Source organism: Nonomuraea sp. H19, assembly GCF_052068215.1.
Taxonomy (GTDB): domain Bacteria; phylum Actinomycetota; class Actinomycetes; order Streptosporangiales; family Streptosporangiaceae; genus Nonomuraea.
The window spans coordinates 153,115-167,775 of record NZ_JBQHCV010000013.1 but is presented as its reverse complement, the minus strand read 5'-3'; the positions used below and the strand labels follow the sequence as shown (position 1 = coordinate 167,775).

At 70.7% G+C, this 14,661-nt stretch carries 12 protein-coding genes and 1 riboswitch; of the genes, 8 read left to right on the top strand and 4 right to left on the bottom strand.

All coding sequences use genetic code 11. The features are described 5' to 3' along the window. Positions 1–25: 25 nt before the first annotated feature. The 4 genes from ACTMTI_RS28450 to ACTMTI_RS28435 all read right to left on the bottom strand — a co-directional run bounded on the left by ACTMTI_RS28450 (position 26) and on the right by ACTMTI_RS28435 (position 5,893). Positions 26–1,552 carry an acyl-CoA synthetase gene (locus tag ACTMTI_RS28450; protein ID WP_441123606.1) on the bottom strand — a complete coding sequence of 509 codons (1,527 nt, stop codon included), beginning with the start codon at positions 1,550–1,552 and terminating at the stop codon, positions 26–28. A gap of 402 nt (positions 1,553–1,954) precedes the next feature. Further along, a complete protein-coding gene (locus ACTMTI_RS28445) occupies positions 1,955–2,833 on the bottom strand; it encodes an MBL fold metallo-hydrolase (RefSeq protein WP_441123605.1) in 879 nt (292 codons plus the stop codon). A gap of 13 nt (positions 2,834–2,846) precedes the next feature. Beyond that, positions 2,847–2,914, bottom strand: a riboswitch (guanidine-III (ykkC-III) riboswitch). A gap of 1,235 nt (positions 2,915–4,149) precedes the next feature. After that, complete coding sequence (locus tag ACTMTI_RS28440) at positions 4,150–5,106, bottom strand: adenylate/guanylate cyclase domain-containing protein (protein ID WP_441123604.1); 957 nt, start codon at positions 5,104–5,106, stop codon at positions 4,150–4,152. 34 nt (positions 5,107–5,140) lie between these two features. Beyond that, complete coding sequence (locus ACTMTI_RS28435; protein WP_441123603.1) at positions 5,141–5,893, bottom strand: FadR/GntR family transcriptional regulator; 753 nt, start codon at positions 5,891–5,893, stop codon at positions 5,141–5,143. Between the two features lie 88 nt (positions 5,894–5,981). On the opposite strand from ACTMTI_RS28435, the gene ACTMTI_RS28430 reads away from it, so the two are divergent. From ACTMTI_RS28430 to ACTMTI_RS28395, 8 genes are read left to right on the top strand one after another with little or no spacing between them, the layout of a single operon-like run. Beyond that, positions 5,982–7,472, top strand: a complete 1,491-nt coding sequence (locus tag ACTMTI_RS28430; RefSeq protein WP_441123602.1) for an ABC transporter substrate-binding protein — start codon at positions 5,982–5,984, stop codon at positions 7,470–7,472. Continuing rightward, positions 7,469–8,407 carry an ABC transporter permease gene (locus tag ACTMTI_RS28425; protein ID WP_441123601.1) on the top strand — a complete coding sequence of 313 codons (939 nt, stop codon included), beginning with the start codon at positions 7,469–7,471 and terminating at the stop codon, positions 8,405–8,407. Before ACTMTI_RS28430 ends, ACTMTI_RS28425 begins: the two co-directional genes overlap by 4 nt. Next, positions 8,404–9,237 (top strand): ABC transporter permease, encoded by an 834-nt coding sequence (locus ACTMTI_RS28420; RefSeq protein WP_441123600.1) that lies wholly within the window; start codon positions 8,404–8,406, stop codon positions 9,235–9,237. The genes ACTMTI_RS28425 and ACTMTI_RS28420 overlap by 4 nt, the downstream gene beginning before the upstream one ends. Further along, the gene (locus ACTMTI_RS28415; RefSeq protein ID WP_441123599.1) at positions 9,224–10,138 is read left to right on the top strand and encodes an ABC transporter ATP-binding protein; all 915 of its coding nucleotides are present in this window, start codon (positions 9,224–9,226) and stop codon (positions 10,136–10,138) included. The genes ACTMTI_RS28420 and ACTMTI_RS28415 overlap by 14 nt, the downstream gene beginning before the upstream one ends. Continuing rightward, positions 10,107–10,907: an ATP-binding cassette domain-containing protein gene (locus ACTMTI_RS28410; protein WP_441123598.1), complete on the top strand. Its 801-nt coding sequence runs from the start codon at positions 10,107–10,109 to the stop codon at positions 10,905–10,907. Before ACTMTI_RS28415 ends, ACTMTI_RS28410 begins: the two co-directional genes overlap by 32 nt. Then, positions 10,904–12,076 (top strand): M20 family metallopeptidase, encoded by a 1,173-nt coding sequence (locus tag ACTMTI_RS28405; protein ID WP_441123597.1) that lies wholly within the window; start codon positions 10,904–10,906, stop codon positions 12,074–12,076. Before ACTMTI_RS28410 ends, ACTMTI_RS28405 begins: the two co-directional genes overlap by 4 nt. Beyond that, on the top strand, positions 12,076–13,197 hold the full coding sequence (locus ACTMTI_RS28400) for a P1 family peptidase (protein ID WP_441123596.1): 1,122 nt from the start codon (positions 12,076–12,078) through the stop codon (positions 13,195–13,197). The genes ACTMTI_RS28405 and ACTMTI_RS28400 overlap by 1 nt, the downstream gene beginning before the upstream one ends. Further along, on the top strand, positions 13,194–14,621 hold the full coding sequence (locus ACTMTI_RS28395) for an aldehyde dehydrogenase family protein (RefSeq protein WP_441123595.1): 1,428 nt from the start codon (positions 13,194–13,196) through the stop codon (positions 14,619–14,621). The genes ACTMTI_RS28400 and ACTMTI_RS28395 overlap by 4 nt, the downstream gene beginning before the upstream one ends. Positions 14,622–14,661 lie beyond the last annotated feature (40 nt).

Genomic DNA, 14,661 nt, shown 5'->3' with positions numbered 1-14,661 from the left:
GACGCGCGATCACCGCACACGCGCGTCAGAACGCGTCGCGCAGCTCCCGCTTGAGCACCTTGCCGGAGGCGTTCTTCGGCAGAGAGTCCACGAACACCACCCGCTTGGGCGTCTTGAACGACGCCAGCCGCTCCCGCAGGAAGGAGATCAGCTCCTCGGCGGTCAGGGCGACGCCGTCGCGCAGCACCACGGCGGCCGTCACCGCCTCGATCCACCTCTCGTCCGGCACGCCGAACACGGCCGCCTCGGCCACCGCCGGATGCTGGTAGATCGCCTCTTCGACCTCCCGGCCGGCCACGTTCTCGCCGCCCGACTTGATCATGTCCTTCTTCCTGTCCACCACCGACAGGTAGCCGTCGGCGTCCATGACGCCCAGGTCGCCGCTGTGGAACCAGCCGCCGCGGAACGCCTCGGCGGTCTTGTCGGGGTCGTTCCAGTAGCCGAGCATGGCGTGCGGGCTGCGGTGCACGATCTCGCCGACCACGCCGGGCGCCACCGGCCGGTCCTGGTCGTCGACGATCCTGGTCTCGACGTTGAGCGCGGGCCTCCCGGCCGAGCCGAGCCTGGTGAGCTGCTCGTCCGGGCCGAGGATGGTGGCTACCGGGGCCATCTCGGTCTGGCCGTAGAAGTTGAACAGGCGCACGCCCGGCAGCCGCGCGGCGATCTCCTTCAGCACCTCGACGGGCATGATCGAGGCGCCGTAGTAGCCCTTGCGCAGCGACGACAGGTCGCGCCGGTCGAAGTCGGGGTGGCGCAGCAGCCCGATCCAGACCGTGGGCGGGCAGAAGAACTTGGTGGCGCGCTCCGCCTCGATCGTGGCCAGGATCGTGCCGGGGTCGGCGCCGGGCAGGACGATGTTGGAGGCGCCCAGATAGATGCCGGGCGTGAGAAAGCAGTGCAGCTGGGCGCAGTGATAGAGGGGCAGCGCGTGCACCTCGACGTCGTCGTGGCTCATCTGGCCGTCCACCACGCAGGTGACGTACTGGGCGATCAGGCTCCGGCTGGAGAGCGTGGCCCCCTTGGGGCGGGACTCGGTGCCGCTGGTGTACATGAGCTGGATCGGGTCGTCGTCGCCGATCTCCACGCGCGGCTCGGAGGGGTCGTCGCAGGCGGCCCACTCGTCGAAGGGCTCCCATCCGTCCGCCGCCCCGATCACGCCGCGGACGGCGACCTCGTCCGTGACCGCCGCCCCGGCCACTGGGACCAGGGCCTCCTCCACCAGAATCCCGGTCGCGCCCGAGTGCTCCAGGATGTACGCGACCTCGCCGGCCTTCAGCATGAAGTTGATCGGCACGGAGATCGCCCCCAGCCGGGCCAGCGCGAAGTACGCCACCACGAACGCGTGGTTGTTGTGACTGAAGACGGCGAACCGGTCACCCTTGCCGACACCGCGCGCGGCCAGCGCGTTGGCCACCCGGTTCACCGTGCGGTCGAGGTCGGCGTAGCTCTGCCGCAGGTCTCCGTACACGATGGCGGTCTTGCCGGGATGGCGGGCGGCCGAGCGGCGCAGCAGGTCACCGATGGCATGCTGACGAGTGGACAAAGGGGACACCCCTCACGTGCGCCGGATCATGATCGATGATCCTAACCCGGCACACCGCGCCGTGCGCGGGCGTTCCCGGGCGCTACTTCGCGTACGCTCCCACCGACCGACCAGCGGACCGGCCGGCTGGTGGAATCGCCCCTGAAGCCCGCCTTCCCGTTGATCGTGACCCGCTTGCCCTTGGGAACCGAGAACTGGCTCATCGCCATCGGGAACGGGCCCTCCGTCCAGACGGCGCAGCCCGCGGCAGCGTGTGTGCGGCGCCGATGAAGCCGTGGGCGCACACGCCGAGTGCTCTGCCGGTCGGGGTCAGGACAGTGAGGTTGAGCTCGTACCCGTAGGGGGCCGTCTGGCCCGCGCGGATCGCGGATGTCGACGAAGGCCGAGCCGAACACGACGGAGGCCCGGGGCTCATGGGTTTGGCCAGAGGATGAAGAGGGGGCAGGCACGCCGGCTGGGCCGGTCGCCGATCTCCTTGATCGCCGCACGGATCTCGTGCAGGTGCCCGGTGGTCATCTGCAGTGGGGGCTCGTCGGGCTGGTAGGTGGTGCGGACCGGGTAGTCCACGCCTGGCTGCCTGGTCATCTCGATGTGGCAGCCGAGCACGTGGGTGACCGGTCGGCGGTCGGAGAAGTCGATCAGGCGGTCGACGGTCTGGGCGAAGGCCGACCAGTCCTGGATGTAGAGACGGCCCGGATAGACCGTGTCACCAGTGAGCAGGAACCCGGTCCACCGGTCGTAGAACGTCACCGCCGCCTCGTGGTGGCCCGGGGTGGCCAGGCACTCCAGCACACGGCCTCCCAGGTCGACCTGCGCCACGGCGTCGGGATTCTTGCTGAACCCGAAGTACTCCCAGGCGGTGACCAGGTCCGCGCCGACCACCGTGGTATCGGGGCGGTCGGTGAACTGATCGTCGCCTGCGATGTGGTCGCCATGCGGGTGAGTGTGCAGCACCAGCAGGTGGTAGTCCTCCCGGGGGTGGCGGGCGAGCCAGCCGGCGACGAGCTCGTCGACCACCCGGCGCAAGGGGAAGAACTCGGCGGATGCCGTGGCGCCGGTGTCGATCAACACCGCCCGTGCGTTCCCGAACAGCAGGAACAAGAACGGCGCCTCGTAGTTGATCGCCATGTTCTGCCGCAAGATGAACGTGTGCTCGTCGTACGCGTGGACCTGGATGTCCGGATCGGTGTTGTGCTTGGCCGACGGTGAGCCGTGAATCCACCGGACATCCAGCGCACAAGGCTGTGGAGTCACCCCAGTGAAATCGATCAAGGGTATGCCTGCATCCATGACGCCTCCTGCGAGTGCGTCGTCTTAGCAGGCCGGGTACGGCGCACATCTCGTCCGGGGCAAGCACTTACAGGCTTCCACGGCGACGGTACCACGACAGCGATCAGCTACTCTCCGCCGCCGTGGATCGTTTCTGGGTGCCTCTCGCGACTGGTTCGAGCGTGAGTGTCTTGGCCGACGAAGAAGCATCGCAGAGCTGTCGGTGGAATGCGGCGCAAGCCGATCGACCCTCGTCCGCGCTGCAGCGGGATGGGGTATCCCGCTGGGTCGCCGAACGGCCACAACCCGACCGACATCCGCTCCGAACAGTACCCGGATTGCTCATGATCATTGATCGAGGCAATTGCTCGCTCAGTCAGAAGATAGGTCTAGGGATCATGAAGCAAAGCCGGAACGGAACGTTCGCTACCGGTATTCTTCGTCCGGATGTTCCAATAGATACCCACCCCGCAGATCTGTGCCGACGCTCGATATCGCCAGGGCACTCTTTCTTCCCTACGTCTCATGCTGGGCCATATACTGTCTCTTTCTCATACGGGTCATGGGGTTTCGGGCGCATACGGTAGCGAGGCGACATGGCGGATGGGGCCAAGCGGTCTCGGTTAACGGTCCTTGCCCACGTTTCCACCATCATTGCCTTGTTCGTGAGCATCGCAGCTTTGATCGTCACCATGGCCGCTTACCAGCACGACCGGGAAGTCGCCTCTGGCGGAAATGCGACTCCGCATGCTGGCGCTACTCCCACCCCAGGGGCAGCGGCCTCCGCGTCTCCTGCCGGCACGGCCCAGGCAACTCAAACATCCATTCCGTCCGAACCCTCCGCTGATGCGCCCGCAGCACTTGGGAACCAAAAGGGCGCCAGTTCACCACAGGCCGAGTCACAGGAGTCCTCTTCGTTCTGGGGTTCTCCGCTCTTCTGGAGTGTCGTTTGGCTCGTGTTCTTCGTAGTCCTGCTCGCCACAACGGGGGGCAGGAGAAGATCAGATGGATGGACCATGTTCCTTGTGTTCGCGATATTTTCGGGCACGATACACATAATCGTGAGGCTAATAGCACTCATATGGTGATGCCTGGGGACCGATCTCAGGCGGAACAGAACGGCCGCTGGCCACGGACGGTCGGGCCCTGCTGACACTTCGCCCCGCAGTCCGCGCACGTGCGCACCGTGGCGATACTGGCCTCGCGTGTGCGTATGTCAACCCACAAGATCGGCGAATTGGTTCGTTCGCGTCTAGATGATTGAGTCCAAGGAGATAGGGCGAGGATGTCCATCCTCGGGTTGTGACGACCGAACCTGGAAGGAAAACGCGGGCGCCTCAGGTCGCCTCGGCCCGCATGACGGTGAACGGCGCCAGCTCGCCCAGCCCCCGTACCGTCAGCCGGTTGACGGGCCGCAGCCGGAACGCCCGGTCGCCCTCCAGCTCCTCGGCCATCTCCGGATCGGCCAGGATCGTGCCGGGCAGCGACAGCGCGGTGAGCCGGCTCGCCAGGTTGACCGTGGTGCCGAACACGTCGCCCATGCGCCAGATCACCGGCCCGGAGGCCAGCCCCACGCGAAGATCGGGCATGTCCTTGCCGCGCGCGTGCGTCTCCACCAGGCGCAGCGCGATCTCCGCCGCCACGTGCGCCTTGTCGGCCACGAACAGCACCGAGTCGCCCAGCGTCTTGACCACCCGCCCGCCGGTGGAGGTCACGATGTCGGCCGAGCGCCCCTCGAACCTGTCGATCAGCCGGGCCAGCTCGGCGGCCGTGATCTGCCTGCTCAACCGGGTGAACGCGACCAGGTCGGCGAACCCGACGGCCAGCCGTACCGAGCTCATGTCCTGCTCGGCGATGCGGCCGGCGGCGGCGGCTAGCTGGCGCCGCCAGGCGTAGACCAGCAGCCGCTCCAGGCCGGGCACCACCCGCTCGGCCCGCCTGCGCCAGGCGCGGGGCCGCTCCGCCAGCGGCACGCCCGCCTGGTCGAGCGCCTCCACGCCCAGCTCGGCCTGCGACTCGGCGAGGCGGGCCGTGGCACCGCCGAGCGAGCGGGCCATGAGCAGCACGTGCTCCTCGTCGTAGATGCCGGAGCTGACCATGCCGAGCAGCGTCTTGAGGGCCTCGACGTCGGAGTCGGTGAACTCGACCGCGTCGTCGGCCACGTTCGCGAACCCCAGGGCACGCCAGAAGCGGCGCGCGCGGTAGACCGGCACCCCCGCCATCTCGGCGACCTGGTGGCTGGTGTAGCGGCGCGGCTCGCGCAGGAAGGCTTCTGCCAGCCCATCCCCATCCACGCGGGCAACATAACACTCTGTGGGGCAAATCACGTCACTCGAGGAGGGCCTTCAGCGCGGCCCGCTCCTCGGCCTTGACGTAGTCGGCATAGTAGTCGTACATCGACTCGCGCGACCGTCTGGCGGCCAGCGGGCCGTCGCCGGCCCGCACCGCCGCCAGGACCTCCTCGTGATGGCCGATGCTGCGGCGCATCAGCCCCTCCCGGTCGGGCGCTGAGGCGATCTTGTCGGCGATCAGGTCGACCACGATCGAGCGGACCACGTCGGTGCAGATCTGGATCAGCTTGTTCCCGCTCGCCCGCGCCACCGCGTCATGGAACGCGACATCGGCCGCGCCGAAGGCGTCCCCGCCCGCCTCGACCGCGCCCTTCATCCGGTCCACGGCCGCGGCCATCTCGGCGAGCTGCTCGTCGGTGCGCAGCCGCGCGGCCAGCAGGATCGCCGCCGCGTCCAGCACCATCCGAAACTGCACCAGCTCGCCCAGCGACAGCTCTGCCACGCGGGCCAGCGTGCTCATCGACTTGTGCAGCACGGCAGGGGAGAACGGCAGCACCTCGGCGCCGTTCGGATCGCCGGGCCGCGACTGCACCAGGCCGCGTGCCTGCAGCACCCGCAGCGCCTCGCGCACGGTGGACCGGCTGACGGAGAACTGCGTCATGAGCTCGCGCTCGCTCGGGAGCCGCTGCCCCGGGCACAGCGCGCCGCTCTCGATGGCCCCCTCCACCTGCTCCACGACCCGCTCGTACGCGCGTATGGCGCGTACCGGCTCGAACCGCGGACCACCCATGGACGCCCCCTTGACCTGAGCCACGGCTCACTGGCAATGTGCATAGCCTACTGGTCCGACCAGTGCACTAGCCAGGAGGCTGCAAGACATGAGGCGCATCGGGATCTGGATCGCCGTGGGCGGTCTCCTGCTGAGCACGGCCGCCTGCGGTGGCGGCGACGGCGGTGCCGACGCCACCGCCCCCAAGAGCCAGTCGCTGTCCGTAGGGTTCGTGGCCGAGCCGGCGAACCTCGACTTCACCGCCACCGAGGGCGCCGCCATCCCCCAGGCGCTGCTCGTCAACGTCTACGAGGGCCTGGTCAAGCTCGACCAGGACGGCAAGATCGTGCCGCTGCTGGCCGAGAAGTGGGACGTCTCGGCCGACCGCAAGACCTACACCTTCACGCTGCGCAAGAACGTCAAGTTCAGCAGCGGCGCGCCGTTCACGGCCGATGACGTGGTGTTCTCGCTCGACCGGGTCAAGACGGACTGGAAGCTCAAGATCAAGGCCCAGTTCGACGTCGTCGACAAGGTGGAGAAGAAGGACGACTCCACCGCCGTCGTCACGCTCAAGCGGCCCAGCAACGGCTTCCTCTACTCGATGGCCACCAGGCTCGGCGCGATGTTCAGCCGCACCGGCGTCGCCGACCTCGCCAACAAGCCCGTCGGCACCGGCCCGTACGTGCTCGGCTCGTGGCGGCGCGGCGACTCCATCCAGCTCAACGCCAACCCCTCCTACTGGGGGACGAAGCCGGCGCTGTCGTCCATCACGCTGAAATACTTCAAGGACGCCACGGCGATGAACAACGCGCTGCTGACCAGCGGCATCGATGTCATCTCCAGCGTCCAGGCGCCCGAGTCGCTGCAGCAGTTCGCCGACCCCAACCGCTTCGAGACGATCGAGGGCACCACGAACGGCGAGGTCGTGCTGTCGATGAACAACTCGCGCGCCCCGTTCAACGACAAGAAGGCCCGCCAGGCCGTCCGCTACGCCATCGACCACAAGGCGCTGCTGGACACCGCCTGGGCCGGGCGCGGCCAGCTGATCGGCTCGATGGTGCCGCCCACCGACCCGTGGTACGAGGACCGCACCGGCGACTACCCGTACGACCCCGCCAAGGCCAAGGAACTGCTCGGCGGCAAGACGCTCAACGTCAAGATGCGCATCCCCAACCTGCCGTACGCGGTCAACAGCGCCCAGGTCGTCAAGTCGCAGCTGGCCCAGGTGGGCATCAACGCCGAGATCGAGCCCCTGGAGTTCCCGGCCCGCTGGCTGGACGTGGTGTTCAAGCAGGGCGACTACGACCTGTCCATCATCAACCACGTCGAACCCCGGGATATGGGCATATTCGCCGATAAGTCGTACTACTTCCGCTACGACAACCCCGAGTTCGGCAAGCTCCTCGCCGCCGCCGACGAGGGCACCGAGCAGCAGCAGACCGACGACCTGAAGAAGGCCGCCAAGCTGCTGTCCGACGACGCCGCGGCCGACTGGCTGTTCCTGTTCCCGAACCTGATCGTGGCGAAGAAGGGCGTCACCGGGCTGCCGAAGAACGCCATCGCGGAGGCCTTCGACTTCACCGGACTCGCCAAGCAGTGACGCTCTACCTGCTCAAGCGGCTGGCGGTGCTGCTCGCGAGCACCGCCGTGGCCGGCGTGGTGGTGTTCGCGTTCATGGCGCTGCTGCCCGGCGACCCGGCCGAGATCGCGCTCGGCGTCAACGCCACCCCGGAGGCGGTGGCCGCGCTGCGCGAGCAGTTCGGCACCGACCGGGCGCCCGCCGCGCAGTTCCTCGACTGGTTCGGCGGGCTGGTGCAGGGCGACTTCGGCACCTCCTACGTGACCAGCTCGCCCATCGGCCCCCAGATCAGCGACCGGCTCGGTGTCACGGCCGTGCTCGTGCTCGGCGGCATGGTCCTGGCCCTGGTCATCGCGGTGCCGCTCGGCACGTTCGCCGCCGTGCACCACCGCAACCCCCTGGGAGCGGTCATCAGCGCGATCAGCCAGGTCGGCATCGCCATCCCCGCGTTCCTGGCCGGCATCCTGCTGGTGTTCGTGTTCGCGGTGCAGGCCCAGGCGCTGCCGTCGGGCGGCTACGTGCCCATCGCCGAGGACCCCGCAGAGTGGCTGCGCAGCCTGCTGCTTCCGTGGCTGTCGCTCGGCCTGGTCCAGGGCGCGGTCCTCACCCGCTACGTCCGCAGCGCCGTGCTCGACGTGATGCGCGAGGACTACCTGCGCACCGCCCGCGCCAAGGGCCGCGGCAGCACCGGCGCGCTGTGGCGGCACGGGCTGCGCAACGCCTCCATCCCGGTCGTCACCGTGCTCGGGCTGCAGCTGGCCACGCTGCTCATCGGCGCGGTCGTGGTCGAGCGGGTCTTCGTCATCCCGGGGCTCGGCGACCTGCTGCTCAACGGCGTGGCCGGGCGCGACCTGCTGCTCGTCCAAGGCGTGGTGATGGTGCTGGTGGGGGCCGTACTGCTGATCAACTTCGTGGTGGACGTGACCTACCACCTGCTCGACCCGAGGCTGCGATGAGAGGGCGGCTGAACGCCGGGCTGCTGGTCGGCGGCACGCTCGTCGGGCTCGTGGTGCTGACCGCGCTGGTGTCGTTCTTCTGGACGCCGCACGACCCGACGCTCGTGGACGCCGCGCGCAAGCTGCGCGAGCCGGGCGGCGGCTACCTCCTGGGCGCCGACAAGTTCGGCCGCGACACCTTCAGCCAGCTCATGGTCGGCGCCCGCACCACCCTCTACGTGGGCATCGTGGCCGTCGGCATCGCCGCCGTCATCGGCACGCCGCTCGGCCTGATCGCCGGGATGACGCCGCGCGGCTGGCTGTCGGAGCTGATCATGCGGGTCAACGACCTGGTGTTCGCCTTCCCCGCGCTGCTGCTGGCCGTCATGCTCGGCGCGGTCTACGGCGCCGGGACGCTCACCGCGATGATCGCGATCGGGGTGGCCACGGTGCCCGCGTTCGCCCGCGTCGCCCGCGCCGCCACGCTCCAGGTCATGGTCACCGACTACATCCTCGCCGCCAGGGCCGCCGGGCGGCGCCGCACCGCGATCGCCGTACGCCACGTGCTGCCGAACATCGGCTCCGTGCTGATCGTGCAGGCGTCGGTGTCGTTCGCGATCGCGATCCTGGCCGAGGCGGCGCTGTCGTTCCTCGGCTTCGGCACCCGCCCGCCGACCCCGTCGTGGGGGCGGATGCTGCAGGAGTCGCAGGAACTGCTGTTCTCCACTCCGCGCCTGGCGCTCTGGCCGGGCCTGGCGATCGCGCTGGCCGTGCTCGGCTTCAACCTCCTGGGCGACGGCCTGCGCGACTTCCTCGACCCCAAGCTCAGGAGGATCCGTGCTGACGGTTGAGGGCCTCAGCGTGCGGGCGGACGCCGTCGAGCTCGTACGCGACGTGTCGTTCGCCATCGGGCCGGGGGAGCGGGTCGGGCTGATCGGCGAGTCCGGCTCCGGCAAGTCGCTGACCGCGCTGTCGCTCATGGGGCTGCTCCCCGAAGGCGTCACCGCCGCGGGCCGGGCCAGGCTGGGCGAGCACGACCTGGTCGGCGTCCCGGAATCGCGGCTGAAGCGGCTGCGCGGGCGCGAGGTGTCGATGGTCTTCCAGGAGCCGATGACCGCCCTCAACCCGCTCATGCGGATCGGCGCCCAGGTCGCCGAGGTCATGACCCTGCACGGCCGCGGCCGCCAGGAGGCCCGCGAGCGGGCGGTCGACCTCCTCGGCCGGGTCCGCCTGCCCGACCCCGGGCAGATCGCGCGGGCGTACCCCCACCAGCTCTCCGGCGGGCAGCGGCAGCGCGTCATGCTCGCCATCGCCCTGGCCAACGAGCCCGGCCTGCTCATCTGCGACGAGCCCACCACCGCGCTCGACGTCACCGTGCAGAAGCAGATGCTCGACCTGATCGCCGAGGTCGCGCCCGCGCTGCTGTTCATCACCCACGACCTCGCCGTCGTGGCCTCCGTCTGCGAGCGGGTCCTGGTCATGTACGGCGGCCGCGTCGTCGAGAGCGGCCCCATCCGCGAGGTCTTCACCAGGCCCCGCCACCGCTACACCGAGGGCCTGCTGGCCGCGTCCAAGCTCACCCCGCGCGGCACCCGGCTGCCCACCATCAAGGGCAGCGTGCCACCGGCCGGGCGGTTCCCGGACGGTTGCGTGTTCAGCAACCGCTGCCCGCACACCACCCTCGAATGCGAGACGGCACCGGCGTTGACAGGAGACGGACATGCCCACGCATGCTGGCACCCCGCTGATTGACGCCCGCAACCTCACCCGCGTCTACCACCGCCCCCGCACGTCGCTCACCAAGCCGGGCGCCGCCGTCCACGCGCTGCGCGACGTGTCACTCACGGTGGGCCGGGGCGAGCGGTACGGCATCGTCGGCGAGTCCGGCTCCGGCAAGTCCACCCTGCTGCGCCTGCTCTGCGCCCTTGACCAGCCCACCAGCGGCTCCATCACCTTCGACGGCCAGGAGATCACCGGCCTGCCGGAGCGCAGGCTGCGCTTCCTGCGGGAGAACCTCCAGATCGTCTTCCAGGACCCGATGAGCTCGCTCGACCCCCGCATGCGCGTGCGCGACCTCGTCGCCGAGCCCCTCGTCGCCCTCGGCCTCCCGGCCGGCGACCGGGTCGCGGAACTGCTGGAGGGGGTCGGGCTGCCCGCCGCGGCCGCCGACCGGTACCCGCACCAGTTCTCCGGCGGGCAACGGCAGCGCATCGCCATCGCCCGCGCGCTCGCGCCCCGGCCGAAGGTGCTGGTCGCCGACGAGCCGGTCAGCGCCCTGGACGTCTCCGTACGCGGGCAGATACTCAACCTGCTGGCCGACCTCGTCGACGAGCTCGGGCTCACGCTCGTGTTCGTCTCGCACGACCTGTCCGTGGTACGGCACGTGTGCGAGACGGTCGCGGTCATGAGCGCGGGCGAGATCGTCGAGACCGGCCCCGTGGACGAGGTCTGGGCCGCGCCCGCCCACCCCTACACGCGTACGTTGCTGCAGGCCGTACCGACTCTGGAGGGATTGCTTTGATCGACGTCGATGCCGATGGAGTGGTCGAGTTCACGCAGGCGCTGGTACGCATCCCCAGCACCAACGACCCGGGGCGGCGCGAGCGCGCCGCCGCCGAGCTGGTGGCCGCCAAGATGCGCGAGTGGGGCTGGGAGCCCGCCGTGTACGAGGCGGCGCCCGACCGCCCGAACGTGGTGGCCGTCGTCGAGGGCGGCGGCGGTGACGGGCCGACGCTGATGTTCGAGGGGCACACGGACGTCGTCACCGAGGGCGACCTGTCCACCTGGACCGTGGATCCGTTCGGTGCGGAGATCCGCGGCGGCAGGCTGTACGGGCGGGGCAGCGCCGACATGAAGTCCGGCCTCGCCGCCACCCTCTTCGCCACCCGCGCGCTGCAACTCGCCGGCCCGTTTCCCGGGCGGATCAAGGTGTGCGCGCTCGCCGACGAGGAAGGTCTCATGATCGGCGCGCACCACTTCGTCTCCGAAGGGCTGGCGGCCGACGTGGACGGCGCGATCGTGGCCGAGCCGGAGGCGGGTGAGATCTGCGCGGTCGCCAAGGGCGCGCTGCGGCTGCGGGTGGACCTCACGGGCAAGATGGCCCACGGGGCGATGCCGCAGCACGGCCGCAACCCCCTGCCTGCCGTGGGCTCGCTGCTGGTGGGCCTGCGGTCGCTGCAGGCGGAGCTGCAGGGGCGGCACCCGGCGCACGAGCACCTCGGCGAGGTGTACGTCACGCCGACCGTGCTGCGCGCCGGCTCCGAGGAGCAGGTCAACGTCATCCCCGCGGTCGCCTCGGTGTTCGTGGACGTGCGGACGATCCCCGGGGTGGAGCACAAGGACGTGGCCGACCGCGTGGCCGCTCTGGCCGCCTGCGACGGGATCGCCGCCGAGGTGTCGGTGCTGGTGGACCGGCCGCCGGTGGACGTGCCCGTGTCGGATCCGGTGGTGGCCGCGCTGGCCGCCGCCCACCGCACGGTCACGGGCGAGGAACCCGTCTACGGCGGGGTGCCCGGCTCGACCGACGGCACCGTGCTGACGCACTGGGGCGGGATCCCCTCCGTGGTGTACGGGCCGGGCGGTAAGTGGATCGCGCACCAGTCGGACGAGTACGTCGAGGTCGCGGAGATCGTCCGCTGCACCCGGGTGTTCGCCGAGGCCGCCCGCCGGTTCCTCAACGGTGACTTCTGATGCGTCCCGGGCCGACGAACTCGCTGGTGGACGTGGCGGGGCTGCGCGTCGGGCACGCGCACCGGGTCGGCGGCGGCCATCGCACCGGCACCACCGTCGTCCTGCCTCCGGCTGAGGGTGCGGTGGCGGGCGTGGACGTGCGCGGCGCCGCCCCCGGGACGCGCGAGACCGAGCTGCTCGACCCGCGCAACCTGGTGGAACGCGTGCACGCCGTGGTGCTGACGGGCGGCAGCGCCTACGGGCTGGCGGCGGCCTGCGGGGTGATGGAACGCCTGGCCGCTGCGGGCATCGGTTATCCGGTGGCGGGTGGCGTGGTGCCGATCGTGCCCGCGGCCGTCATCTTCGACCTGGGCCGCGGCGGCACCTTCCGCGCCGTTCCCGACGCGGCACTGGGCAGAGCGGCCTACGACGCCGCCACCCTCCCCTCGCCGCCCCCCGCAGCTTCGGCGGCCGGGTCTCCGCCCAACGGCGCCCTGCCAGGCCCGCCTCCCCAAAGGACCGCGACGCCGGACGGTGGTGAAGCCTCCTGCGGGACGGCGCCGCCGACGGCGAGCGGGTCGGTCGGAGCCGGGACCGGGGCCATGGCGGGCGGCCTGGCCGGAGGCGTGGGAACGGCCAGCGTCGTCCTCGCCGACGGCACCACCGTGGCCGCACTCGCCGTCGTTAACCCCGTCGGCTCCGTCCTCGACCCCGCTGACGGCACCCTGGCCGGCGCCAGGTACGGCCTCCCGGGCGAGTTCGATCACCTCCGCCCCCCGGCAGCCGAAGAGACCGGCGCCTGGAAACCGCGGAAGGCGCCCTCCTTCAACACCACCATCGGCGTGGTGGCCACCGACCGCACCCTCACCAAGGCCCAGTGCGGCAAGCTGGCCGGGGTCGCCCACGACGGCCTGGCCAGGGCGATCAGACCGGCCCACACCATGACCGACGGCGACACCATCTTCGCCCTGGCCACCTGCGCCGGCCCCGCCCCCGCCCAGGACGGGTTCCAGGACGTGCTGGCGGCCGCCGCCGACGTGTTCAGCCGCGCCGTCGCGCACGCCGTCCTCGCCGCCACCGGCCGTGAGGACGCACCCGCGTACCTCGACGTGTTCCCGAGCGCCACAGTAGGAGATTCATGACCATCGGCACCGCATGGCCGGCCGGCCTGCCCATCGGGGACGGCTGGGTGGAAACCGGGCAGACGACGGACGTGATCTTCCCCTACGACGGCTCCCGCGTCGCCGCGGCCCCGCTGGGCACCCCCGCGCACGCCAGGCAGGCGATCGACGAGGCGCTCGCCGTGGCCCCCGCCATGGCCGCGCTGCCCTCGCACGCCCGCCGCGCCGTCCTCATGAAGACCCACGACGCCCTCGCCGCCAACCGCGCGGAATTCGAGCGCCTGCTCGTCATGGAAACCGGTAAACCCTTGGTGGACTGCCAGGTGGAGGTGGCCAGGACGCTGCTCACCCTCGTCACGGCGGCCGAGGAGGTCGCCCGGCTGCACGGCGAGACCGTGCCGCTCGACCTGCTGCCGTCGGGAGAGGGCCTGATCGGGTTCTGGACGCGCCGCCCCATCGGCGTCGTCGTCGGCATCACCGGCTTCAACTACCCGCTCCTGCTCGCCGCCCACAAGATCGCGCCCGCCGTGGCCGCCGGCTGCCCGGTGATCGTCAAGCCCGCCCCCGCCACCCCGCTGGCGACGCTCTGGCTGGTGCACCTCCTGCGCTCCGCGAACGCCCTGCCTCCGGCCGCCGTACAGCTCGTCACCGGGGACGTCGAGGTCGGCCGGACGCTGGTGGAGGACCGGCGGATCGGCGCGGTGTCGTTCACCGGCTCGGCCGCCGCCGGGCACGCCATCGCCCGGGGCGCCGCCCCCACCAAGGTGCTGCTGGAGCTCGGCTCGAACGCGGCGCTCATCGTGGCGGCCGACGCCGACCTGGAGGCCGCCGCGGACGCGGTCGTGCGCGGCGGCTATTACGCCTCCGGGCAGGCCTGCATCTCCGTCCAGCGGGTCGTGGTCGAGGAGCCGGTACGCGAGGAGTTCCTGTCCCTGCTGGCCGGCCGCGTCAAGAACGTCGCCGTCGGCGACCCCCGCCTGCCCGGCACCCGCGTGGCCCCGCTCATCGACGAGGCCGCCACGGACCGCGTACTGGAATGGATCGCCGCCTCCGGGGCCGAGCCCGTCACGGGCGGGCACCGCGACGGCAGGGCCATCGCGCCGACCGTGCTCGCCGGCGTCCCCGACGGGGCCGCCGCCTGGGACGAGGAGATCTTCGGTCCGGTCGTGTGCGTGCGGCCGGTGCCCGACCTGGAGGCAGCGTTCGCCGCGGTGAACACCTCCCGGTACGGCCTGCACGCGGCGATCTTCACCCGGTCGCTGGCCACGGCCTTCGCCGCGATCGAGCGGATCGAGGCCGGGGGAGTGGTGGTCAACGACGTGCCCGGGTTCCGGGCGGACAACATGCCGTACGGCGGCGTCAAGGACTCCGGCATCGGCCGCGAAGGGCCGCGCTTCGCGATCGAGGAGCTGACGGTCACCAGAATGGCGATCATCCGTCCCTAGACGAGATAAGTCCTGAGTCGTCTGGCGCCGCAGGCAGACA

What these genes read in the sequence shown, in the direction of transcription:
- ACTMTI_RS28395 (WP_441123595.1), top strand. Translation starts at nt 13,194, where the DNA reads ATGACCATCGGCACCGCATGGCCGGCCGGCCTGCCCATCGGGGACGGC.
- ACTMTI_RS28435 (WP_441123603.1), bottom strand. Translation starts at nt 5,893, where the DNA reads ATGGGTGGTCCGCGGTTCGAGCCGGTACGCGCCATACGCGCGTACGAG.
- ACTMTI_RS28400 (WP_441123596.1), top strand. Translation starts at nt 12,076, where the DNA reads ATGCGTCCCGGGCCGACGAACTCGCTGGTGGACGTGGCGGGGCTGCGC.
- ACTMTI_RS28410 (WP_441123598.1), top strand. Translation starts at nt 10,107, where the DNA reads ATGCCCACGCATGCTGGCACCCCGCTGATTGACGCCCGCAACCTCACC.
- ACTMTI_RS28430 (WP_441123602.1), top strand. Translation starts at nt 5,982, where the DNA reads ATGAGGCGCATCGGGATCTGGATCGCCGTGGGCGGTCTCCTGCTGAGC.
- ACTMTI_RS28420 (WP_441123600.1), top strand. Translation starts at nt 8,404, where the DNA reads ATGAGAGGGCGGCTGAACGCCGGGCTGCTGGTCGGCGGCACGCTCGTC.
- ACTMTI_RS28445 (WP_441123605.1), bottom strand. Translation starts at nt 2,833, where the DNA reads ATGGATGCAGGCATACCCTTGATCGATTTCACTGGGGTGACTCCACAG.